Source organism: Rhizobium sp. 01N447_2, from assembly GCF_056399245.1.
Genome location: NZ_JBFTQY010000001.1, coordinates 213,740 through 236,684, shown reverse-complemented (window position 1 = coordinate 236,684; position 22,945 = coordinate 213,740). Strand labels below are relative to the sequence as shown.

Below are 22,945 nucleotides of genomic sequence, written 5' to 3'. Positions count from 1 at the left end.
CGATATCCGGTCACGATCCGGCGGTTTCGGGCAGGGTTTCGTCTAGCGCGTCGATCGCCTCCTTGAGAGCCGTTCTGACCCGGAGGCGATCGGCAGGCTCCAGCCGGCTCATATCCAAATGCAGGTCAAGGCCCGAGATGTGCTCGCTGAGAACGCGGCTCTTGTGGTCAACACCGAGCGTCAACCCATCCACCGCATAGGGTACGATCTCGCGTTGTATGCCCTTCATCGTGATCGGCGGCAGGGGATGGGCGTCGACGATTTCGTTCACCAGCGCGTAGGTTTCGTAGCTGATGACGATCTCCCCTCCTTGGGCGATCGATTGCAGTCGGGCTGCGAGATTGGCCTCCGCCCCGATGATCGTATAGTCCATGCGGTCGTTGCTGCCGAAATTGCCGACGTTGCAATAGCCGCTGTTTACCCCCATGCGGACGACGAAAGGCTCTTCGGTGCCGTTTCTGCGCCATCTGTCCTTGAGTTCGCCGAGACGGCGCTGCATGTCGACGGCCATGCGCAGACATGCTTTCGCATCCTCTTCCGGGCCTTTGGTTTCGGGATCGCCGAAGAAGACCAGCATCGCGTCGCCGATGAATTTGTCCACCGTGCCGCCATGCTCCAGGGCAATGTTCGACATCTCGGTCAGATATTCGTTGAGCATCTCCGTCAGGGCTTCCGGTTGCAGGCGCTCGGTCGTCGCCGTGAAGTCCTTGATGTCGGAGAAGAAGATCGTCAGGCGCTTGCGCTCGGTATGGACGACGACATCCTTCTGCCCGGAGAAGATGCTCTTGTAGATCTGCGGCGAGAGATAGCGCGAAATCTTCATCGAAACGCTGGCGAGGAATTCGTTCGCCGCTTCCAGATCCTGGTTGGCGCTATGGATCGCGTGCGTCTGCTGCCGCTGGAGCACAATGAAGCTGATGCCGATGACGGCGACGAAAAGAAAATAGCAAAGCAGGTATTTGAAGGCGAAGACGTTGCTCGCGTAGGGTTGCCTGATGATGACTTCCTGAATGCCGCGCACATCGCCCACCTTCCAATCGGTCTTCGGGCTTTCGGGGTGGGTATTGTGGCAGGCAACACAGGCCTGGCCCATGACGACGGGGGTGATGAACCGCAAGGTATCGGTCAATCCGACGCGGGTGAGATCGTTCAGGGTCTGCTGCGGATTGGCGCGCAACGCGGCGAGCGCTTTTTTCTCAAAGTCGTCGAGCTCGTGGGATGCGCGGCTCTTGAACGGCAGGTCGGAGACGAAACGGTAGGTGATATTGGCCTGCTGCTCCTTGATGACGTCGCCGAGCTCCAGGGAAAGCGTGGCCGGCAGCGGGATGGCGCCTGGAATATTCGCATAATTGTGAGAGACCACCGTGCCTTCGGTCGTGCCGCTGGCATGGGCGGCCAGAACGCGCCCCACGACATTCGTGGAATAATAGGAGCGGATGCTCGATATCAGCGAGCTCATGTCGCGGGCCTGGCGGCGCAGGGTATTGCCCGAGAGATCGCTGATATCAAGCCAGACGGCAAGCGGCAGCCCGGCGAGCATTGCCAGCACGACGACAATCAGCCAGTAGCCGCTTCGGCGTGCGGCGGATTCGGAAATCACGGCGACCTTCATCCTTCTCTCGAAAGAGCATCCGATTTTCGATCGTTACAAGAGCATTTCACCGCGCGCCGGGCAAGGTTGAAGCCTTTTCATCCAGGCAAAAGCCCGGCGAAAACTGGAGGCGTGGCCGTATGGAAGACGGTTCCCTGCCGTTCGCCGGAAAGCGAAATGCGGGAGGCGGAAAAGAGCGCGCCCGGGATGCATCTGCGAATGGTGTTTGGGAGGAAAGCGGCGTAGCTTGTCTGCCGGCAGGTGCGGGTCGCCCTGCCGGCCGTGGGAGGGGACACCCGGTGAGATCATGACGCGTGCGCAGCAAATCGGTGTCGTTCTCGGCCTGGCGATCGTGACTGCGCTGACGATCCTTCGAGCAAGTGATCCCGGGATCTTCAAGTTGATCCGCGGCGTGACCTTTGACGAGTATCAGCGGCTGGTTCCCAGAACCTTCGAGCCGATGCCGGTGCGCGTGATCGACATCGACGAGACCTCGTTGCACGAATTCGGCCAATGGCCCTGGCCGCGCGACCGGATGGCCTTGCTGGTGAACCGGCTGTCGGAGATGGGCGCATCGGCCATCGCCTTCGATATTCTTTTCGCCGAGCCGGACCGGCTGTCACCGCGCAATGTTGTCCGCGACGTCGCGGGGATAGACCCTGCGCTTGCCGAGAAACTGCCCGACAACGACGAGATATTCGCTCGATCGATTGTCGAAAAACCCGTCGTGCTCGGCTTCGGCCTTTCCAATGAAGGCCACTACCGGCCGCCGGTGAAGGCGGGCTTTGCCTTTACAGGCGAAAGCCCCGTTTCGGCTCCACCCTATCTCGGTGCCTCGACGCCGCTGCGGCCGCAATTGGAGACCAACGCGGCGGGGCTCGGCCACATCAGCCTCAATCCCGGCAATCCCTCGCCGGTGGTACGGGCGGTCCCCCTGTTCCTGACCGACGGCGAGCAGCTCTATCCGAATCTCGCGATCGAGGCGCTGCGTGTCGCACAGGGGGCTTCCACATATGTTTTATCAGGCGCGCCCGATCGGGCCGGCATCATGACATCGGTAAAGATCGGGGATTTCGTCGTGCCGCTGACGGCGGCGGGCGAGCTCTGGCTCTATGTCACCCCCGACCGGGCGGAGCGTTATATATCCGCCCGGCAGGTGCTTGCGGCCGAAGGGGTCTCTCCAGATGTCGCCGCCGCCATCGACGGCAGCATCGTCTTCGTCGGGACATCGGCGGCCGGCCTGCAGGACATCCGCGTCACCGCGCTCGGCGAGAACGTTCCCGGCGTTTCGCTGCATGCGCAGGCCGTCGAGCAGATCCTCTCCGGCCGCTTTCTCTCGCGGCCCGACTGGGCGGACGGGCTGGAAATCCTGATGATCGCCGTGCTCGGATGCCTGCTCGTCGGGGTGACGACCTTCGTCAGTCCCGCCGTCGCTCTGGCCTGCGGCCTGCTGATTACGGCCATGGCACTGGTGGCGTCCTGGCTCTCGTTTCTTTATGCGGGGCTTCTCCTCGATCCGCTGGCTCCGATCATCAGCGGATCGATCACCCATTTCGCCTCGACCTCGTTCCGGATCCTGGTGATCGACAGAGAGCGGCGCGAGGTGCGGCGCGCCTTCGGGCATTATCTTTCCCCGTCGCTGCTCCATCGCATCGAGCATTCCCGCGACGCGTTGCGCCTCGGCGGAGACGACCGCGAGCTGACGGTCATGTTCGTCGATGTCAGGAGCTTCACCGAGATCAGCGAGCGGCTGGCGCCGACTGCCGTGGTCGCGTTCCTGAATACGTTGCTCGATGCGCTGAGCCGCCATGTGGTGGCCAATGAAGGCACGCTCGACAAGTTCATCGGCGATTCGATCATGGCGTTCTGGAATGCACCCGTCGATGTGGCGGACCATGAAACCAAGGCCGTTCGCGCAGCGCTTGCCATGCGCGAAACGCTGGCCGAACTGAACGCCGGCGACGCTTTCGGCTTCGGATCCGGACAAGAGGTCGGGATCGGCATCGGCATCCATACCGGCCTTGCCTGCGTCGGCAATATGGGCGCCAAGACGCGCTTCAACTATTCGGCGGTCGGCGATGCCGTCAACATTGCGGCGCGGCTGGAATCATGCTGCAAAGAGGTCGGTTTCGATATTCTGATATCAGACAGCACGGCGAGATCGGCGCAGGGAATGGCGCTGATCGAGGCCGGCGCCATTCCGCTCAAGGGGAAAAGCAGCCGAACGCAGATCCTCGCCGTCGTCGGCGACGAGCGCGTCGCAACCTCCGCCGAGTTCGCCGCGCTTGCGGTGGTTCATGAGCAGCTGACACAGGCGCTGCATTCGCATTCGAAAAATACGCGCAAGCTTATCGGCACGGCAAAGCTCAGGGCGGCGCAGGTGATCGGCGGGCTGGCGGAATTCTACCGGCGGATATCCAGCAGAAGCGATCACTTCCGCGAGGTGGCTGATGGATTCGAGAAGAGCGTCGCCGATTGAGCGGCATCAGCGGTTGCGATTGAAATTCCGGCCCCTGTCGTGGTTCCTGTCCCCATCACGATCACGATCGCGATCTTTATCGTGATCGCGGTCACGATCTCGATGATGCCCTTGATCGTGATAGTCGTGATCATCGTGCTGATCGTGATGTTCATGCCGGCCACGGCCATCATGCTTGTCGGGTTTATCCGGTTTGTCGTGATGCGGCATGTCAGGCTTGGTCGGCCGCTCCTTCTGCGGCTCGGCCTGTTTCTGCGGCGGATCCTGCCTCTGCGGCACGGGCGAAGCCGGAGGCGGGGGCCGGTTTCTGTCCTTTCTTTCCGGCGCGACGGAGGCCATATCGCAGCCGCCGAGCATGCCTATGCCGCCAGCAAGCCGCTGATTGCCGGAGAGGAAGGGCAGGGCGCGCTCATTTCCGAGCGTCTCGAAGATGCTCGGATCGACCCGGCGCGCCGCCGACATATTGCCGTTCGGCTTGGCCACCACACAATCGCAGCGCTGCTGCAACTGCCGGCAGCCGCCCGGACCGCAGAAACGGGCAGCACCATTCAGCAGCACGACGGCGGTCGTGCCGTCAGGGCCGACGTAGAAATCGAAAGCGGTGCCGCGTACGCCGATCGTGCCGGCCGGCGTCAGGATCTGGTAGGCTGAAGAATTGGAACTGCCGCTGACCCAGCGGAACGTACCCTTTGCCGCCCTGATGGTCAGTTTCTTGACCGATTGGGAATCATCGAAGACATATTTGTCGATGACGACCGACGAACCCCAGCCGACCGCGAGCTTCGTGCCGTCACGAAACAGGAACTGGCCAAGCCCCGATTGCGATGTCTTGATGCGTTCGTTGCGATGAACGCTGGTGTCGACCTCGATCGGGCCGCTCTGTCCTGTCACCTCTGTCTTGATGAYGACAGCCTGGCCGACCGGCTCGGCAGCGGGTGCCGGCCATGCGCTGCTTAACGCGATGCAAAGCGTCGCGACTGATACTGAGCGCCAACCCCACATGATACACATACCCCACAACATGTGATTGTTAACATTTTAGCAATTGCTTGTCTTCTAACCCTGTTGGGTTAGGCCCCAGGGTCGGCGGTTAAGCGCAAATGCCGTCGGCGGCGTCATTCGCCTGAAGCGGCATTCTCTTCAGCGTGTCGAAACCAAAGCTCTCGCGCGTCGCAAAAGAACCGTTGTGCCGCATTTGGATTTGCGATTTGTATGAGCGCGGAGAACAAGCCCTTTCCCGAAGGAGAAGAAGGCGGATGCGGAAATATTCGGTTTTTGCCGTGGCACGGGAGGCCCTTCGCGGCCACAAGGGCTGGGAGAAGCAGTGGACGTCACCGGAGCCGCGTGCCGAATACGACGTCGTCATCATCGGCGCCGGCGGCCACGGCCTGGGTGCTGCCTACTATCTCGCCAAGGAGCACGGCATCACCAATGTGGCGGTGATCGAGAAGGGCTGGCTCGGTGGCGGCAATACCGGGCGCAATACCACCATCATCCGCTCGAACTATCTCTACGAAGAGAGCATGCACATCTACGAGCATTCGATGAAGCTCTGGGAGGGGCTGTCCCAGGAGCTCAACTACAATGTGATGTATTCGCCGCGTGGCGTGATGATGCTCTCGCACAACATTCACGACCAGCAGTCCTTCAAGCGGCATATCCATGCCAACCGGCTCTATGGCATCGACAATGAATGGCTGACACCGGAACAGGCGAAGGCCTATTGTCCGCCGCTCGATATCTCAGCCAGCGCGCGCTACCCGATCAACGGGGCGGCACTGCAGCGGCGCGGCGGCACGGCGCGGCACGATGCGGTTGCCTGGGGTTATCCACGGGCGGCTTCAGACCGCGGCGTGCACATCATTCAGAATTGCGAAGTGACCGGTATCCGGCGCGGCGCAGATGGACGGGTGACCGGGGTCGAGACCTCGCGTGGCTTCATCGGCGCCAGGAAGGTGGCGGTGTCGGCGGCCGGCCATACGACCACTGTCATGCAGATGGCTGGTGTGCGCGTGCCGCTGCAATCGAGCCCGCTGCAGGCGCTGGTTTCCGAACCGCTGAAGCCGATCTTTCCCTGCGTCGTCATGTCGAACACGGTGCATGCCTATATCTCCCAGTCCGACAAGGGAGAGCTCGTCATCGGCGCCGGCACCGACCAGTACAATTCCTATTCCCAGACCGGCGGGCTGCAGATCATCACGCACACGCTCGACGCCATCTGCGAGCTCTTCCCGATGTTCCGGCGCGTCAAGATGATGCGGCAATGGGGCGGCATCGTCGACAATACGCCGGATCGTTCGGCGATCCAGTCGAAGACGCCGGTTCCCGGGCTCTACGTCAATTGCGGCTGGGGCACCGGCGGCTTCAAGGCGACGCCGGGTTCGGCCAATCTCTTTGCGCATCTGATTGCCCGCGATGAGCCGCACAAATTCAATGCCGGGCTGACGCTGGAGCGCTTCCGCAGCGGCCGGCTGATCGACGAGGCGGCGGCGGCGGCGGTGGCGCACTGATGTTGACAGAGGCTCTCCTGACGATCGGGATCAGCGGCGCGGCAATGCCGGCCGGTGACGTCTTTCCCGGCGTCGGAGATTTCCGCCTGCAGAAGATCCACAGGGCTGCCGGCGAAAGCGAATGGCCCTTCGTTGCCGAGAGCGGCACGCTGCTTTGCGCGATGATCCTGCGCAAGCCAGCCGTCTATTTCCTGCCTGAGGCCGGCGGAACGCCGGGACGTGCTTTCGCGATCGACAATGATATTACCATGATGGCTTTTGCGAATATCGGCATGACCGATGTGCTGGAGCCCTACGACAATTTCGAACAGCTTCTCAAGCGCCTCATTCCCTATGTGACGATGGGAAAGCGTCTCTGCAATCAACCTCCCGGAACCAATGTTTCCGGATCGGAACTCTAAGACGGGTAACACATGCTGCTGATCTATTGCCCCTACTGTCAGGAAGAGCGCTCCGAACTCGAATTTCGTGGCGCTGGTGACGCGCATATCGCGCGACCCACCGATATCGCCTCGATCTCGGACGAGGAATTCGAGGCCTATTTCTTTCTGCGCGACAATCCGAAGGGGCTGATCTTCGAACGCTGGCGGCATATTCACGGCTGCGGGCGCTTCTTCAACGCGGCGCGCGATACGGTGAGCGACAAGTTCATCGTGACCTACAAGGCGGGTGAGCCGAAGCCTGCGATCGGTGCGGCGGCCGAGCAGCATGGACCTGTCGAGACATATGAAGCCGTGGAAGGAGAGGCGCAATGAGCGGCGTGAACCGTATCGCCGGCAAGGGGCGTCTGACACCGGCCAAGACTGCGCGTTTCAGCTTCGACGGCAAGACCTATACGGCGCTCGAAGGGGATACCGTCGCCTCGGCGCTGATTGCCAATGGCGTGCATCTTCTGGGACGTTCGTTCAAATATCACCGGGCCCGCGGTATTCTGTCGGCGGGGGCCGAGGAGCCGAACGCGCTGATCGACGTTTCCCGCGATACGGCGCGCAAGCAGCCGAACGTACGCGCCACCGTGCAGGAAGTCTTCGACGGCATGATCGTCAGCTCGCAGAACCGCTGGCCCTCGCTTGCCTTCGATGTCGGCGCGGTCAACAATCTGATGTCGCCGTTCTTCGCCGCCGGTTTCTACTACAAGACCTTCATGTGGCCRCGCGCCGCCTGGAAACACGTCTACGAACCGCTCATCCGCCGCGCCGCCGGCCTCGGCGTCGCGCCGACGGAGGAGGATCCGGACCATTATGCCAGCCGCTATGCCCATTGCGACGTGCTGGTGGTCGGCGCTGGCGTGGCCGGGCTTTCGGCAGCGCTGGCCGCGGCCGAGACCGGTGCCCGGGTGATCCTTTGCGACGAGCAGGCGGAAGCCGGCGGGGCGTTGCGCTACGATACCGGCGTGACGATCGACGGACAGGACGGCAATAGTTGGGCGCAGACGGCCGTGGCGCGGCTGAAGGCGATGGACAACGTCGAAGTGCTGGTCCGCACGACCGCCTTCGGTTACTACAACCACAATTTCGTCGGTCTTGCCGAGCGCGTCACCGATCATATCGCCAAGCCTTCCCGCGACCTACCGCGCGAGCGGCTTTGGCAGGTTCGGGCCAAGCGGGTGATCCTCGCCACCGGCGCGATCGAACGGCACATGGTATTTCCGAACAATGACCGGCCGGGCATCATGCTGGCCTCGGCAGGGCGGATGTATCTCAATCATTACGGCGTCGTCGTCGGGACCAAGGTCGGCATCTACACGGCGCATGACTCGGCCTACGAGGCGGCCTTTGATCTGAAACGATCGGGTGTTTCKATTGCCGCCATCGTCGACAGCAGGCAGGCGCCGGGAGCAGCGGTGCTGGAAGAGGCGCGTGCGCTCGGCATCGATGTTCTGGCCGGCCAATCGGTCGTCAATACGTCGGGTCGGCTGCGCATCTCATCGATGACGGTAGCGCGCAACGGCGGCGGTTCGCCGCGCAAAATCGCAGTCGATGCGCTCTTGGTTTCGGCCGGCTGGACGCCGTCCGTGCATTTGTTCTCGCAGTCGCGCGGCAAAGTGGCCTTCGATGCCGAAAGCCAGCGTTTCCTCCCCGGCTCCTATGCCCAGGACTGTCTCTCGGTCGGCGCCTGCAACGGCACCGACGACCTGCAGCGGACGATCGAGGAATCGCTTGCCGCCGGCGAGCTGATGGCGCAGGCCACCGGCAAAAGCAGCGGCGAGAAAATCGCAATTTCGGCCGAGCAACCCTATGACTGGACAGGCGGCATGATCGGCGCTGCCGAAGGCGCCGGACCGAAGACCAACGCCAAGGCCTTCATCGATTTCCAGCACGACGTCTGTGCCAAGGATATCCGCCTTGCCGTGCGCGAGGGCATGCATTCGATCGAACATATCAAGCGCTTCACCACCAACGGCATGGCCTCGGACCAGGGCAAGCTCTCCAACATGCATGGCCTGGCGATTGCCGCCGAGATGCTCGGCAAGGAAATCCCGCAGGTCGGGCTCACCACTTTCCGCGCACCCTATACGCCGGTCACCTATGGGACACTGATCGGCCATTCGCGCGGAGAGCTGTTCGATCCGACGCGCAAGACGCCGCTGCACGGCTGGGAAGAAGCCCATGGCGCGGTCTTCGAGGATGTCGGCAACTGGAAGCGTGCCTGGTTCTATCCCCGGGCCGGCGAGACCATGCATCAGGCGGTTTCTCGCGAATGCCGGACGGCGCGCGAGGCGGCCGGTATCTTCGACGCCTCGACGCTCGGCAAGATCGAGGTGGTGGGGCCGGATGCAGCGGAATTCCTCAATCTCATCTACACCAATGCCTGGGACACGCTGAAGCCCGGCAAGGCCCGCTACGGCATCATGACCCGCGAGGACGGCTTCGTTTATGACGACGGTGTTGTCGGACGCCTGGCGAACGACCGTTTCCATGTGACGACGACGACCGGCGGCGCGCCGCGCGTGCTCCATCACATGGAAGATTACCTGCAGACGGAATTCCCGCATCTGAAGGTCTGGCTGACCTCGGTGACCGAACAATGGGCTGTCATCGCCGTGCAGGGCCCGAAGGCGCGTGAGATCGTCGCGCCGCTGGTCGAAGGGCTCGATCTTTCGAACGAGGCCTTCCCGCATATGAGCGTGGCCGAGTGCACGGTCTGCGGGGTGCCGGCGCGGCTCTTCCGTGTCTCCTTCACCGGTGAAACCGGCTTCGAAATCAATGTGCCGGCCGATTACGGCCAGTCGGTGCTCGAAGCGGTCTGGGCCAATGCCGAACCGCTCGGCGCCTGCGTCTATGGCACGGAGACCATGCACGTTCTTCGCGCCGAGAAGGGTTACATCATCGTCGGGCAGGATACGGATGGGACCGTGACCCCCGATGACGCCGGACTTTCCTGGGCGGTTTCGAAGAAAAAGACGGATTTCGTCGGCATTCGCGGGTTGAAGCGGCCGGACCTCGTCAAGGACGGGCGCAAGCAGCTCGTTGGCCTCGTCACCAAGGACCCGAAGCTGGTGCTCGAAGAAGGCGCGCAGATCGTCGCGAGCCCGAACGAGCCGAAGCCGATGACCATGCTCGGCCACGTCACATCAGCCTATTGGTCGGACAATTGCGACAGGTCGATCGCCTTCGCGCTGGTCGCCGGCGGCCGGGCGCGGATGGGCGAGACACTCTATGTGCCGATGCCGGATCGGACGATCGCCGTCGAAGTGACGGATCTGGTATTCTTTGACAAGGAAGGGGGCCGCATCCATGGCTGATGTCGCAATTCGCAAACCGGCGCTTGCCGGCCGTCTCGGCGGCTCCGCAACGGTGCGGCTGACGACCGCACGCACTGCCAGCCGGGTGGCGCTGCGTGCGCCTGCAGAATCGCTTGCAGCACTTTCCGCTGCTCTCGGCGTGTCTCTGCCGGCCGCCCCGAAAACATCCGGCCGGGCTGGCGCCCGATCGGCACTCTGGCTCGGGCCGGACGAATGGCTGGTGATCGATGAGGATGGCGCCGACCTGATGGCGGCATTTTCCGGCGCCGGTGCGCTGCATTCGGCGACCGACGTGTCCCACCGCAATGTCGGGATCATCGTCTCGGGACCGGGTGCGGAGGCGACGCTTTCGGCCGGCTGCCCGCAGGATCTGTCGCTTGCTTCCTTCCCGGTCGGAGCCGCATCGCGCACGATCCTCGGCAAGGCGGAGATGGTGCTTTTCCGTACGGAAGAAGACACCTTCCGGGTCGAGTGCTGGCGGTCATTTTCGGACTACGTCTTCGGGTTGCTGAACGAGGCCGCCGAAGACGCGGGGCATTGAGCCCGGGCCAATCCCGGCTGGGTAGGCCTTCATTCAAAGGGTAGACCAATGCTGCACCATGCCTCCCTCGGCGTTTCCGATATTGAACGGTCGGCGGCATTTTACGATGCCACGCTGGCCGCGCTCGGTTATGTCAGGGTCTGGGACGACATCAGGCCGGGGCAAACAGGGCAGGCAATCGGCTACGGCCATCCCGGCGGCGGGGACAAATTGGCGATCAAGCATCGGCCGGATGGCCAGCGCCCGCCCGGTCCGGGCTTCCATCTGGCGTTTGCCGCTCCGAGCCGCCAGGCGGTCGATCGGTTTCATGCCGCGGCAATCGCGCAAGGCGGCAGTGACAATGGCCGTCCCGGCTTGCGATCTCATTACGGTGAGCACTATTATGCGGCGTTCGTCATCGATCCCGACGGACACGCTCTCGAAGCTGTGTTCAATTCGGCTGAGTAACAAAAGCAGTTTTGCTCAAACGTCCTCGGGACGGTCCTTTGGGTCGAATTGGATGATGGTGATCCACTTTGCCGTCAGCGCCGGCTTCCTCTCGTTTTCGATCTCGATCGTGACGTCATAGGTGGTCATCAGCATGCCGGCGCCGCGGAAGCGGGCTTCGGAGAGCAGGAAGCGGCCGCGGACGCGGGCGCCGCTTTTCACCGGCGTCATGAAGCGGACGCGATCGAAGCCGTAATTGATGCCCAGGGTCTGCTCGCGCACTTTTGGCAGGCAATTGTAGTTCATCGTCGACAGCAGAGACAGTGTCAGAAAGCCATGGGCGATGGTTCCTCCAAAGGGGCTCTCGGCGGCCGCTCGCTCAGGGTCGACGTGGATGAACTGATGGTCGTCGGTCGCCGCCGCGAAAGCGTCGATCATCGTCTGGTCGACGGTGACCCAATCCGAAAGGCCCGTTTCCATACCGATCAATCCCCGCACGTCGGAGAGTGAAATTTCCGTGACCATGAATTCCTCGTAAAATAAGCCGCCGCGGCAAAGCCTTATCGTGCATTTGTGACGATTGCGACAAGGATTTGGGTGAGGGAGGGGAGGCGGTCAATTTTCTACAAAAAAGGCGACGGAGCGCGGCTCGACGGTTGCGCGGCCACCGGCTTTCTTTGCACCATCCGGCGTCAACTGGCGCCAGGCCGGTTCGCTCTTAGACGGAAGCGTGAAAAATTGGCGGCTCCCCGAGCGGTTGAAAAGCACGCCAAGCCGGGTCTGCCTGCCGCGCGCGGAGCGGTCACCGGTCGATAGCAACATGCCGAGGGTGGACAGCGACGGCGTCTCCCAATCGGCAACGGTCATCGGCTCCCCGGAAAGCGAAATCCATTCGACATCGCCATTTCCCGCCAGGAAGCCCATTTCGGAAAAGACGGTGAAGCGGCGACGCAACCCCGCAAGGAAGGCGGTATGGGCGATGAGACTCTCGTCCAACGCCTTCCAGTCCAGCCAGGTGATCTCGTTGTCCTGGCAATAGGCGTTATTGTTGCCGTGCTGGCTGCGGCCACCCTCATCGCCCGCCGTCAGCATGATGCTGCCGCGGGTGGCAAAGAGCGTTGATATCAGCGCCATCACATCGTCCCGGCGACGCTTGCGGATCGTCGGATAGACGGTTTCCCCCTCGACGCCGTTGTTCCAGGAGTGGTTCTCGTTATGGCCGTCACGATTGTGTTCGCCGTTGGCGTCGTTGTGCTTTCCGGCGTAGGAGACGAGATCGATCAGCGTGAAACCGTCATGGGCGGCGAGGAAATTGACGCTGCGTGTTTCCTTGCCGTCGTTGCGGGAGAAGATGTCGGAGGAGCCGGCAAGTGCGGCTGCCAGCGCGCCGGTCTTCCAATCGTCGCCGCGCCAGTAGCAGCGCAGGTCGTCGCGAACCCGGTCGTTCCATTCAAGGAAGGGCAGCGGGAAATTGCCGAGCTGGTAACCGCCCGGGCCGATATCCCAGGGTTCGGCGATCATGATCCGGTCGGCCAGCGCATCGTCGGCCAGGATCGCGGCCAGTGTTCCGCCGTCACGCTCGAAGCCTGTCGCGGTGCGGCCGAGCACCGGGGCGAGATCGAAACGAAAACCGTCGACGCCGGCGTTCAGCACGAAATGGCGCAGACTGTCGATGACGAGACGACGGACCTCAGGATGATCGCAGGCGAGCGTGTTGCCGGTGCCTGTGTCGTTGACGAGTTCGCCCGGCCAATTCTGGGCGTGGCGATAATAATGCAGGTTGTCGAGGCCGCGCAGCGACAGCGTCGCGCCGTAACGGTCGCTCTCGCCGGTATGGTTGAAGACGAGGTCGAGGATGACGGCGATGCCTTCGGCATGGAGGGCCGCGACCGTCTCGCGCAATTCCGTCATGCCGCCGGGGACAAGCCGCGGATCGAGCGCCATGAAGGCAACGGGATTGTAGCCCCAACCGTTGGTAAGGCCGAGCGGCGGCAGGTGGCGTTCATCGATCCAGGCAGTGATCGGCATCAGTTCGACGGCATCGACACCGATCCGCTTCAGATGCGCGACGACGGAGGGATGGGCAAGCGCTGCGACCGTGCCGCGCTGGGCCTCCGGCACGTCGGGATGGAGAATGGTGAAGGGCCGTACCGCCACCTCATAGATAAAGCCGCCCGGTTTGAAGAGCGGCTTGCTGATCGCGGCTGGGGTATCGGTGGTGACGATCGCCTTCGGCATCAGATCCTGGCTGTCCTCGCCATAGATGCCGAGGCGGGGATCGTAGCGGAACGGCCTATCGATCTCCTTGGCGTAGGGATCGATCAGCAGTTTGGAGGGATCGTACCAGAGGCCGTTGTCAGGCGCGTAGATACCATCGGCGCGATAGCCGTAGCGCGCGCCCGCCTTCAATCCGTCGACAAAGAGACGATGGATGTGGTTGCTGTCGCGCGCCATCGGCAGGCGCGCGAATTCCCTGTTGCCGTCATCCTCGAAGAGGCAGAGTTCGATCTGTGCGGCATGATGCGACCACACGGCAAATTCGACGCCGGTCTCGAAGACGATCGCTCCGGCTTGCGCCGAACTGCTTCCCCGCATGTTCCCCCCGGATCAGGTGATCACGGTTGGCGCATCGCGTCCCGTGCGTTCACGAATGCTGGCAATGCTTTCGGCGGCCGCGATCAGATCGGCGAGCGCTTCCTGCGTTTCGATGTTGTGGCGAGTCGAATCCGGCTCGTAACGTTCGATATAGACACGCAAGGTTGCGCCAGACGTGCCGGTGCCGGACAGGCGGAAGACGACGCGGGAGCCGCCCTCGAAGAGCACGCGGATACCTTGATGTTCGCTCACCGATTTGTCGATCGGGTCGTGATAGGCGAAGTCGTCGGCCTTCTCGACCTTCAGGTTGCCGAAGCTCTCGCCGGGCAGGGTGGAAAGCTGGCTGCGCAGATTGTCCACTAGCCCGTTTGCGGCATCGGTGTCGAGGCCTTCATAATCATGGCGTGAGTAATAGTTGCGGCCGTAGGTCTGCCAGTGCTGAGTGACGATATCGGCGACGCTCTCGCCGCGCACGGCAAGAATGTTCAGCCACAGCAGCACCGCCCAGAGGCCATCCTTTTCGCGGACGTGACTGGAGCCCGTGCCGGAACTTTCTTCACCGCAGATCGTCGCCATGCCGGCGTCGAGCAGGTTGCCGAAGAACTTCCAGCCGGTCGGCGTTTCATACATGCCGATGCCGCGCTTTTCAGCGACGCGGTCGGCCGCGCCTGATGTCGGCATCGAGCGAGCGATGCCGGCAAGGCCGCCGGAATAGCCGGGGGCGAGATTGGCGTTGGCGGCAAGGATCGCCAAGCTGTCGGAAGGGGTGACGAAGATGCCCCGGCCGATGATCAGGTTGCGGTCGCCGTCGCCGTCGGAGGCGGCGCCAAAATCGGGCGCGTCATCGCCCATCATCTCATCGAAGAGTTCTTTGCAGTGAACCGGGTTCGGGTCCGGATGATGGCCGCCGAAATCCGGCAGCGGCATGAAATTGCGCACCGAGCCCGAGGGCGCGCCGAGACGATTTTCGAAGATTTCCTTGGCATAGGGGCCGGTGACAGCGCTCATTCCATCGAAGGCAATGCGGAAGCCGAGGCTGATCAGATTGCGGATGGCGCCGAAATCGAACAGCTCTTCCATCAGCGCGGCATAGTCCTCGACCGGGTCGATGACCGAGAGGATCGTGCCGCCGGGAAGCTCGTCCTTGCCGATGCGGTCGAGATTGACGTCGGCGAAATCAGCGATCTTGTAGCTGTCGATCGTCTTGGAGCGCGCATAGATCGCGTCGGTGATCTTTTCCGGCGCCGGGCCGCCATTGTTGATGTTGTATTTGATGCCGAAGTCTTCGGTCGGGCCGCCGGGATTGTGGCTGGCGGAGAGGATGATGCCGCCGAAAGCCTTGTATTTGCGGATGATGTGGGAAGCGGCCGGCGTCGAGAGGATGCCGCCCTTGCCGACCATGACCTTGCCGAAGCCATTGGCCGCGGCCATCTTGACCGCCTTCTGGATGACCTCGCGATTGTAGTAGCGTCCGTCGCCGCCGATGACGAGGCACTTGCCCTGATAACCTTCCAGCGAATCGAAGATCGACTGGATGAAGTTCTCCGCATAGTTCGGCTGTTGGAAGACCGGAACCTTCTTGCGCAGGCCCGACGTGCCGGGTTTCTGATCCAGATAGGGCGTGGTGGGGACGGACTTGATCATTTTAGGTCACATGCCTTTCGAGACGAGGCTTGAATAGAGGGCAGCGTAGCGTTCGGCGCTCTTCTCCCAGGAGACATCCGATTTCATGCCCTGCTTTTGCAATTGGGTCCAGAGTTTTCGGTCCTGATAAAAATGCATCGCACGGCGGATTGCCTGTAGCATGCCTGTTTCGGTTACGGGCGCAAATTGTATGCCGGTTGCGACTTTCGCCGCAAGTGCGGCGTGATTGGCGTCGATCACCGTGTCATTCAAGCCGCCGGTGCGGGCGACGATCGGCAGGCAGCCGTAACGCAGGCCGTAAAGCTGGGTCAGGCCACAGGGTTCGAAGCGCGAGGGGATGATGATCGCATCGCAGCCGGCCTGCATCAGGTGCGACATTGGCTCGTTATAGCCGATCGAGACGCCGATGCGGCCGGGATGGCGGGCAGCTGCGGCGAGCAGCGCGCCTTCAAGTGCGGCTTCGCCGGAGCCGAGCACGACGAGCTTACCGCCCATGGCGACGATCTCGTCGGCGACGTTAGCGACGATATCCATGCCCTTCTGCCAGGTGAGGCGGCTGATGACGCAGAAGATCGGGGAGTCGTCATTGTCGAGGTGGAAGAATTCGGCGATCGAGCGACGGTTCTCCTCGCGGTTCTTCAGCGTCGTCGGGCCGTAATGGGTGTGGACGACGGGATCGGTCGCCGGGTTCCAGATATCGGCGTCGATGCCGTTGACGATGCCGTGCAGATCGTCGATGCGGCTGGCAATGACGCCCTCCAGCCCCATGCCGAATTCCGACGTCAGAATCTCATCGGCATAGGTCGGGCTGACTGTCGTGATCGCATGCGCGGTCTTAAGCCCACCCTTGAGGAAGCCGACAGTGCCGTAATATTCGACGCTGTCGGTGGCGAAGGCATGGGCAGGCAGGCGCAGGCCGGGAAAGATCTCGGAACCGAACTGGCCCTGGAAGGCGATGTTGTGGATAGTCAGCACGCTCGGCAGTTCCGGCGTCGGATAATAACGCATATAGACCGACGTCAGCGCCGCCTGCCAGTCGTGGGTGTGGACGAGATCCGGCCGCCAGCCGGGCAGCAGGCCGGCGGCGATCTCGGAGGCGGCGAGCGACAGAGCGGCGAACCGACGCCAGTTGTCGGGATAGTCCTTGCCGAGCGGATCGAGATAGGGCCCGCCCGGCCTGTCGTAATAGGCCGGCGCATCGAGGATGAGCAGATCGAGGCCCTCGTGCTGGACCTCGAGCACGGTCGCTCGCTCACCGAGCAGGTCAGGGAATTCGAGCCTGACGACCGGGTCGCGAATGACCTTCATGACGGCGGGATAGCCGGGCAGAAGGGTCTTGGTCTCGACCCCGAAGGCTTTCAGAGCAATCGGCAGGGCGCCGGACACATCGGCCAGACCCCCTGTCTTGATCAAAGGGAAGACTTCGGACGAAACCGAAAGAACTTTCATAAGTCAGATATCCAGCTTGTCGATCATCGGTTGCGTGATCAGGCAAATGCCGCTTTCCGTCCGCCGGAAGCGCTTGGCATCGAGCTCGGGATCCTCGCCGACGACCAGGCCTTCCGGAATGACGACGACATGGTCGATCACCACATTCTTGAGCTGCGCGCGCCGCCCGATCTTCACGTTCGGCAGGATGACGGCCCCTTCCATCTTGGAGAAGGAGTTGGCCCTGACACCCGTGAAGAGCAGGCTGTTGTTGAGCATGGCGCCCGAGATGATGCAGTCGCCTGACACGACGGAGGAGGTGGCCGAGCCGCGGCGATCCTCGTCGTCATGGACGAATTTCGCCGGCGGGGTGATCTCGGCATAAGTCCAGATCGGCCAGGACTTGTCGTAGATGTCGAGCTCCGGAACGATCGCCGTCAGGTCGATATTGGCCTGCCAATAGGCATCGATCGTGCCGACGTCGCGCCAGTAGGGCTCGTGCTCGAAATCCGAACGGACGCAGGACTTGGCGAAGCGGTGGGCGACCGCCTTACCGTTCTTGACGATATAGGGGATAATGTCCTTGCCGAAGTCGCGGCTCGAGGTCGGGTCGGCGGCGTCGCGGCGTAGCGCATCGAGCAGGAACTTGGTGTGGAAGACGTAGATGCCCATCGAGGCGAGGGCGAAATCCGGCTTGTCGGGAATGGGCGGCGGATCGGCCGGTTTCTCGACGAAGGCGATGATCTCGTCCTTGTCGTTGACATGCATGACGCCGAAGCCGACCGCTTCCATGCGCGGCACTTCCAGGCAGCCGATGGTGACGTCGGCGCCGGAATCGACGTGCTGCTGCAGCATCCATTCATAGTCCATCTTGTAGACGTGGTCACCGGCGAGAATGACCATGTATTCGACGCCGTAATCCTGGATGATGTCGATGTTCTGATAGACGGCGTCGGCCGTGCCTTCATACCATTGCGTCTCGGAGACGCGCTGGCTGGCGGGCAGAATATCGAAGCTCTCGTTACGCTCGGGGCGGAAGAAGTTCCAGCCGCGCTGCATGTGACGGATCAGCGAATGGGCCTTGTATTGCGTCGCGACGCCGATGCGGCGGATGCCGGAATTCAGGGCGTTCGACAGGGCGAAATCGATGATGCGGGCCTTGCCGCCAAAATAGACGGCCGGCTTGGCACGCCGGTCGGTGAGTTCCTTGAGACGGCTTCCCCTACCGCCTGCCAGGACATAAGCCATTGCATCGCGGGCAAGTGGCTGAACGCGCTTTTCTACCATTTTCTCCTCCCACCAGTCACTAATTTTCAGGTTCAAGCATGATTGTCGCCAAGGGCGGCAAGGTAATCGAGCAGGTGATGTTGCCGCCGGCATCGACGGCCTGCACGCGCCCGCCATTGCCCTTGCCGCTGCCGCCGTAAATGTCGGCATCGGTGTTCAGGATTTCCCGCCAGCGGCCTGCGGACGGCAGGCGGATCGAGTAGTTCTCGCGATAGACAGGGGTGAAATTGGTGATGACGGCGACCGGCTTCTGGCCCGGCGCCTTGCGCAGCCAGGCAAAGACGGAATTCTGGTGGTCGTCTGCGACCAGCCATTCGAAACCTTCGCCCTCGCAGTCACGCTCATGCAGTGCCGGCTTGCTGCGATAGGTGAAATTGAGGTCGCGCACCAGGCGCCGCATGCCCTCGTGCATGCGATACTGAAGCAGGTTCCAGTCGAGGGCCTTCTCCTCGCTCCACTCGCTCCACTGGGCGAATTCCTGGCCCATGAACAGCAGCTTCTTGCCGGGATAGCCCCACATATAAGCGTAGTAGGCGCGCAGATTGGCGAATTTCTGCCAATCATCGCCTGGCATTTTGGCGATCAGCGAGCCTTTTCCGTGGACAACCTCGTCATGCGAGAGCGGCAGGACGAAATTTTCCGAATAGGCGTAGAGTAGGCCGAAGGTGAGCTCGTTGTGGTGGTGCCCGCGGTAGATGGGATCGCGGCTCATGTAGCTCAGCGTGTCGTGCATGAAGCCCATGTTCCACTTGAAGCCGAAGCCGAGGCCGCCTTCATGGACGGGCTGCGAGACCTTCGGCCAGGAGGTCGATTCCTCGGCGATGGTCATGACGTTGGAATTTTTGCCGTAGATGCGGATGTTGAGATCCTGCAGAAAACGCACCGCTTCGAGGTTCTCGTTGCCGCCATATTCGTTCGGGATCCATTCGCCGTGCTTGCGTGAATAATCAAGGTAGAGCATCGAGGCGACGGCATCGACGCGCAAACCGTCGAGATGGAATTTTTCGGCCCAGTAGAGCGCGTTGTTGACGAGATAGGAAACGACCTCGGTGCGGCCGAAATTGTAGATCGCCGTGCTCCAGTCCGGGTGGAAGCCCTTGCGCGGGTCTTCGTGCTCGTAGAGCGCCGTACCGTCGAACCAGCCGAGACCGTGTTCGTCGGTCGGGAAATGCGCCGGCACCCAGTCGAGGATGACGCCGATGCCGACCTTATGGCAGCCATTGACGAAACGGGCGAAACCTTCCGGCTCGCCGAAACGCGCGGTCGGCGCGTAGAGGCCGGTCGTCTGGTAACCCCAGGAGGGATCATAGGGGTGCTCGGTGATCGGCAGGAATTCGATATGGGTGAAGCCCATGTCGGCGCAATAGGGGATGAGGCTGGAGGCGAGCTCGTCCCAGGACAGCATTGTGCCGTCCTGCCGGCGTTGCCAGGAGGCGGCATGCACCTCGTAGATCGAGATTGGCTGGCGGCGCTTGTCGGTCTCGCGCCAGTGCTTCAGATGGGCTTCGTCTTCCCACTCCTGCACCAGTTCGGCGGCGGTGATGGAAGCGGTCTTCGGTCGGAGCTCACTGCGGCGGGCAAAGGGGTCGGCCTTCAACGGCAGCAATACGCCGTCCTGGCCGCGGATCTCGAACTTGTAGGCGACGCCGATCGGTACGTCAGGGGCAAAGATTTCCCAGATGCCGCTATCGGCGCGGAAGCGCATCACGTGGCGACGGCCGTCCCAATTGTTGAAATCACCGACGACGGAGACGCGCTGCGCATTCGGCGCCCAGACGGCGAAATGGATGCCCTGGGCGCCGTCATGCTTGATGAGGTGGGCGCCCATCTTGTCGAACAGGCGCAGGTGCGAACCCTCGCGGGCGAAATAATCGTCCATCGGTCCGAGCACCGGACCGAAACTGTAGGGATCAGTGACTGCCCATTCGGCATCCCCGCGCCGGGCGCGGTAACGCACCGGCTGGAGCTTGGTGAGGGAAACCGGGCCGGCAAAGATGCCGTCGGCATGGAGCTGTTTCAGTTCGCCGATGACGCTGCCGTCAAGCGTCATGGCGGTTACCTCCTCCGCGCCCGGGATGAAACACCGGGCGACGAAAGCGTCGCCGGCCTGGTGCACACCCAGGACGGCAAAGGGATTGGAATGCGAGCCGGCAAGGATTGCCGTGATTTCATCTGCCGAAATTTCCCAGGAAAGCTTTACTTCAGGGACGGTCTTCGGCGTTTTCATCCGGCTCTCCAGATTTCGTCTGCATATTGCCTGATGGTACGATCGGAAGAGAACCAGCCCATCCGCGCCGTATTGTTGATCGTCTTGGTGTACCAAGCGGACTGGTTGGTCCAGATCTGGTCGACTTCCCGCTGGGCCTGGGCATAGGCGTCGAAGTCGGCGGCGACCATGAACCAGTCATGCGAATAGATGCCGTCGATCAGCGCCGTGTAGCGATTGCGGTCATCAGGCGAGAAGACGCCAGAACCGATAGCGGCAAGCGCCTGGGCGAGTTCGCGCGATCCCTCGATGATGGCGCGAGGATTGTGGCCGTCACTACGGACCTTCGACACCTCGTCGGCCTTGAGGCCGAAGATGACGATGTTGTCCTCGCCGACATTGTCGCGCATCTCGACATTGGCGCCATCGAGCGTGCCGATCGTCAGCGCGCCGTTCAGGCCGAACTTCATATTGCCCGTGCCGGAGGCTTCCATGCCGGCGGTCGAGATCTGCTCCGAGAGGTCGGCGGCCGGAACCATGACTTCGGCGAGCGAGACATTGTAATTCGGCACGAAGACGATTTTCAGCAGGCCGCGTACCGACGGATCGTTGTTGATCGTGCGGGAGACGTCGTTGATCAGCTTGATGATGAGCTTGGCATTGTAATAACTCGGCGCCGCCTTGCCGGCGAAGAGTTTCACGCGCGGCACCCAGTCGAGCTCGGGATGCGAGCGAATCTGGTCGTAGAGCGCGACGGCCTCGATGATGTTCAGCAGCTGGCGCTTGTATTCGTGGATGCGCTTGATCTGGATATCGAACATCGCCGACGGATCGAGCTTCACACCCATGCGGCTGGCGACGAGGTTGGAGAGTGCCACCTTGTTGGCGCGCTTTACCGCTGCGAATTTCTGCTGGAAAGCCGGATCGGAGGAATGCACGTCGAGCGCACGCAGCTTCTCGGCATCATCGAGGAATTCGTCGCCGATCGCTTCTCGGATCAGGCCGGTGAGACCAGGATTGCACTGCTGCAGCCAGCGGCGCGGCGTGATGCCGTTGGTCTTGTTGTTGATGCGGTTGGGATAGAGCTTGTGCAGGTCGGCGAAGACCGTGACCTTCATCAGGTCGGTGTGCAGGGCCGAGACGCCGTTGATCGAATGCGAGCCGACAAAAGCGAGGTTGCCCATGCGCACGCGGCGATCGCCACTTTCATCGATCAGCGAGATCGAGCGGATTTCCGCATCGGAGAAGTTCTTGCCCTTGCGAGCGTCGATCAGGATCTTGGCATTGATCGCATAGATGATCTGCATGTGACGCGGCAGCAGACGCTCGAACAGCGGCACCGCCCAGCTTTCCAGCGCTTCGGGCAGAAGCGTGTGGTTGGTGTAGGAGAAGGTATGGCGGGTGATTTCCCAGGCCTGGTCGAAATCCATCCCGTGTACGTCACAGAGCAGGCGGACGAGTTCGGCGACGGAGACGGCGGGGTGAGTGTCGTTCAGCTGGATCGCCACCTTGTCCGGCAGCGAGGTGAAGTCGTCATATTGCTGCAGATGGCGGCGCAGAATGTCCTGCAGCGAGGCCGATGAGAAGAAGAATTCCTGGCGCAGGCGCAGTTCCTGGCCGGCCGGGGTGGCGTCGGCAGGATAGAGAACCCGGGTCAGGCTCTCGGCCTTGTTGCTTTCGCGGAGCGCGCCGATGTGATCGCCGGCGTTGAAGGCATCGAGCAGGATCGGATCGATCGGTTGCGCCGACCAGAGGCGCAGCGTGTTGACGCGCTTGCCGCGCCAGCCGACGGCCGGCGTGTCGAAGGCGGCGGCAATGACGCGCTCGGCCGGTTTCCAGACGTAGCGCGGCTGGTCGTCATGGGTGGTAATGAATTCGACGGCGCCGCCGAAGCCGATTTCATAGGCGCTTTCGCGGCGCTCGAATTCCCAGGGATTGCCATGGGCGAGCCAGTTTTCCGGCAGTTCCACCTGCCAGCCGTCGGCCAGCTGCTGGCGGAAGAGGCCGTGGACATAGCGGATGCCGTAGCCATAAGCGGGCACGTCGACCGTCGCCATGCTCTCCATGAAACAGGCAGCCAGACGGCCGAGGCCGCCGTTGCCGAGCGCGGCATCCGGCTCCAGGCCGGCGATGACGTTGACATCGACGCCGAGCGAGGCGAGTGCATCGCGCACCTCCTCCATCAGGCCGAGGTTGGAGACGGCGTCGCGCATCAGGCGGCCGATCAGGAATTCAAGAGAAAGATAATAGACGCGCTTGGCGCCGGTCGCATAAACCTCGCGGGTGGACGCCATCCACCTGTCGATGATGCGGTCGCGCACCACCAGGATCGTCGCCGTCAGCCAGTCATGCGGCTTTGCCACCTTGGCATCCTTGCCGATGCGGTAGGTCAGACGTTCGATGATTTCTTCAGCGAGAATTTCCGGCCTTGAACTGCGAGGGGCGGGGGAGGGGATGATCGGCTTGGAAACAGTGTTCATCGTCAGGTCTCGC

16 protein-coding genes are annotated in these 22,945 nt (G+C 62.2%); 7 read left to right on the top strand and 9 right to left on the bottom strand.

The window, feature by feature from the left end; genetic code table 11:
* Positions 1–10: 10 nt before the first annotated feature.
* Entirely contained in the window at positions 11–1,612 is a 1,602-nt protein-coding gene (locus AC1ECN_RS01080) for an adenylate/guanylate cyclase domain-containing protein (protein WP_130673106.1), read from the bottom strand.
* Positions 1,613–1,898: 286 nt separating this feature from the next.
* Here AC1ECN_RS01080 and AC1ECN_RS01075 point away from each other — a divergent pair, with 286 nt between their 5' ends.
* Positions 1,899–4,070: a CHASE2 domain-containing protein gene (locus AC1ECN_RS01075; RefSeq protein WP_130673105.1), complete on the top strand. Its 2,172-nt coding sequence runs from the start codon at positions 1,899–1,901 to the stop codon at positions 4,068–4,070.
* 6 nt (positions 4,071–4,076) lie between these two features.
* Here AC1ECN_RS01075 and AC1ECN_RS01070 read toward each other — a convergent pair whose 3' ends face one another.
* The gene (locus AC1ECN_RS01070; RefSeq protein ID WP_477951910.1) at positions 4,077–5,072 is read right to left on the bottom strand and encodes a FecR family protein; all 996 of its coding nucleotides are present in this window, start codon (positions 5,070–5,072) and stop codon (positions 4,077–4,079) included.
* Between the two features lie 254 nt (positions 5,073–5,326).
* Between AC1ECN_RS01070 and AC1ECN_RS01065 the strand changes: the two genes are divergently transcribed.
* The 6 genes from AC1ECN_RS01065 to AC1ECN_RS01040 are packed head-to-tail and all read left to right on the top strand — an operon-like array spanning position 5,327 to position 11,313.
* Entirely contained in the window at positions 5,327–6,580 is a 1,254-nt protein-coding gene (locus tag AC1ECN_RS01065; RefSeq protein WP_477951908.1) for a sarcosine oxidase subunit beta family protein, read from the top strand.
* Positions 6,580–6,981 carry a hypothetical protein gene (locus tag AC1ECN_RS01060; protein WP_130673103.1) on the top strand — a complete coding sequence of 134 codons (402 nt, stop codon included), beginning with the start codon at positions 6,580–6,582 and terminating at the stop codon, positions 6,979–6,981. The genes AC1ECN_RS01065 and AC1ECN_RS01060 overlap by 1 nt, the downstream gene beginning before the upstream one ends.
* Positions 6,982–6,993: 12 nt before the next feature.
* Positions 6,994–7,335: a sarcosine oxidase subunit delta gene (locus tag AC1ECN_RS01055; RefSeq protein WP_018483536.1), complete on the top strand. Its 342-nt coding sequence runs from the start codon at positions 6,994–6,996 to the stop codon at positions 7,333–7,335.
* Positions 7,332–10,325 carry a sarcosine oxidase subunit alpha gene (locus AC1ECN_RS01050; protein WP_018072780.1) on the top strand — a complete coding sequence of 998 codons (2,994 nt, stop codon included), beginning with the start codon at positions 7,332–7,334 and terminating at the stop codon, positions 10,323–10,325. The genes AC1ECN_RS01055 and AC1ECN_RS01050 overlap by 4 nt, the downstream gene beginning before the upstream one ends.
* On the top strand, positions 10,318–10,866 hold the full coding sequence (soxG, locus tag AC1ECN_RS01045; RefSeq protein WP_075224416.1) for a sarcosine oxidase subunit gamma family protein: 549 nt from the start codon (positions 10,318–10,320) through the stop codon (positions 10,864–10,866). Before AC1ECN_RS01050 ends, soxG begins: the two co-directional genes overlap by 8 nt.
* 48 nt (positions 10,867–10,914) lie before the next feature.
* On the top strand, positions 10,915–11,313 hold the full coding sequence (locus tag AC1ECN_RS01040) for a VOC family protein (protein WP_130673102.1): 399 nt from the start codon (positions 10,915–10,917) through the stop codon (positions 11,311–11,313).
* A gap of 15 nt (positions 11,314–11,328) precedes the next feature.
* On the opposite strand, the gene AC1ECN_RS01035 is transcribed toward AC1ECN_RS01040, so the two are convergent.
* The 7 genes from AC1ECN_RS01035 to AC1ECN_RS01005 form a co-directional block, all read right to left on the bottom strand.
* Positions 11,329–11,817, bottom strand: a complete 489-nt coding sequence (locus tag AC1ECN_RS01035; protein ID WP_130673101.1) for a MaoC family dehydratase — start codon at positions 11,815–11,817, stop codon at positions 11,329–11,331.
* A 90-nt stretch (positions 11,818–11,907) separates the two neighbouring features.
* Complete coding sequence (gene glgX / locus AC1ECN_RS01030) at positions 11,908–13,887, bottom strand: glycogen debranching protein GlgX (RefSeq protein WP_130725897.1); 1,980 nt, start codon at positions 13,885–13,887, stop codon at positions 11,908–11,910.
* Positions 13,888–13,899: 12 nt separating this feature from the next.
* Positions 13,900–15,531, bottom strand: coding sequence for an alpha-D-glucose phosphate-specific phosphoglucomutase (locus AC1ECN_RS01025; protein ID WP_128403360.1), 1,632 nt, complete (start codon positions 15,529–15,531; stop codon positions 13,900–13,902).
* A gap of 6 nt (positions 15,532–15,537) precedes the next feature.
* Positions 15,538–16,980, bottom strand: coding sequence for a glycogen synthase GlgA (gene glgA, locus AC1ECN_RS01020; RefSeq protein WP_128403361.1), 1,443 nt, complete (start codon positions 16,978–16,980; stop codon positions 15,538–15,540).
* Between the two features lie 3 nt (positions 16,981–16,983).
* Positions 16,984–18,246: a glucose-1-phosphate adenylyltransferase gene (glgC, locus tag AC1ECN_RS01015; RefSeq protein ID WP_477951903.1), complete on the bottom strand. Its 1,263-nt coding sequence runs from the start codon at positions 18,244–18,246 to the stop codon at positions 16,984–16,986.
* A 19-nt stretch (positions 18,247–18,265) separates the two neighbouring features.
* Positions 18,266–20,473 (bottom strand): 1,4-alpha-glucan branching protein GlgB, encoded by a 2,208-nt coding sequence (gene glgB / locus AC1ECN_RS01010; protein WP_130673099.1) that lies wholly within the window; start codon positions 20,471–20,473, stop codon positions 18,266–18,268.
* The gene (locus AC1ECN_RS01005; RefSeq protein WP_075224411.1) at positions 20,470–22,932 is read right to left on the bottom strand and encodes a glycogen/starch/alpha-glucan phosphorylase; all 2,463 of its coding nucleotides are present in this window, start codon (positions 22,930–22,932) and stop codon (positions 20,470–20,472) included. The genes glgB and AC1ECN_RS01005 overlap by 4 nt, the downstream gene beginning before the upstream one ends.
* Positions 22,933–22,945 lie beyond the last annotated feature (13 nt).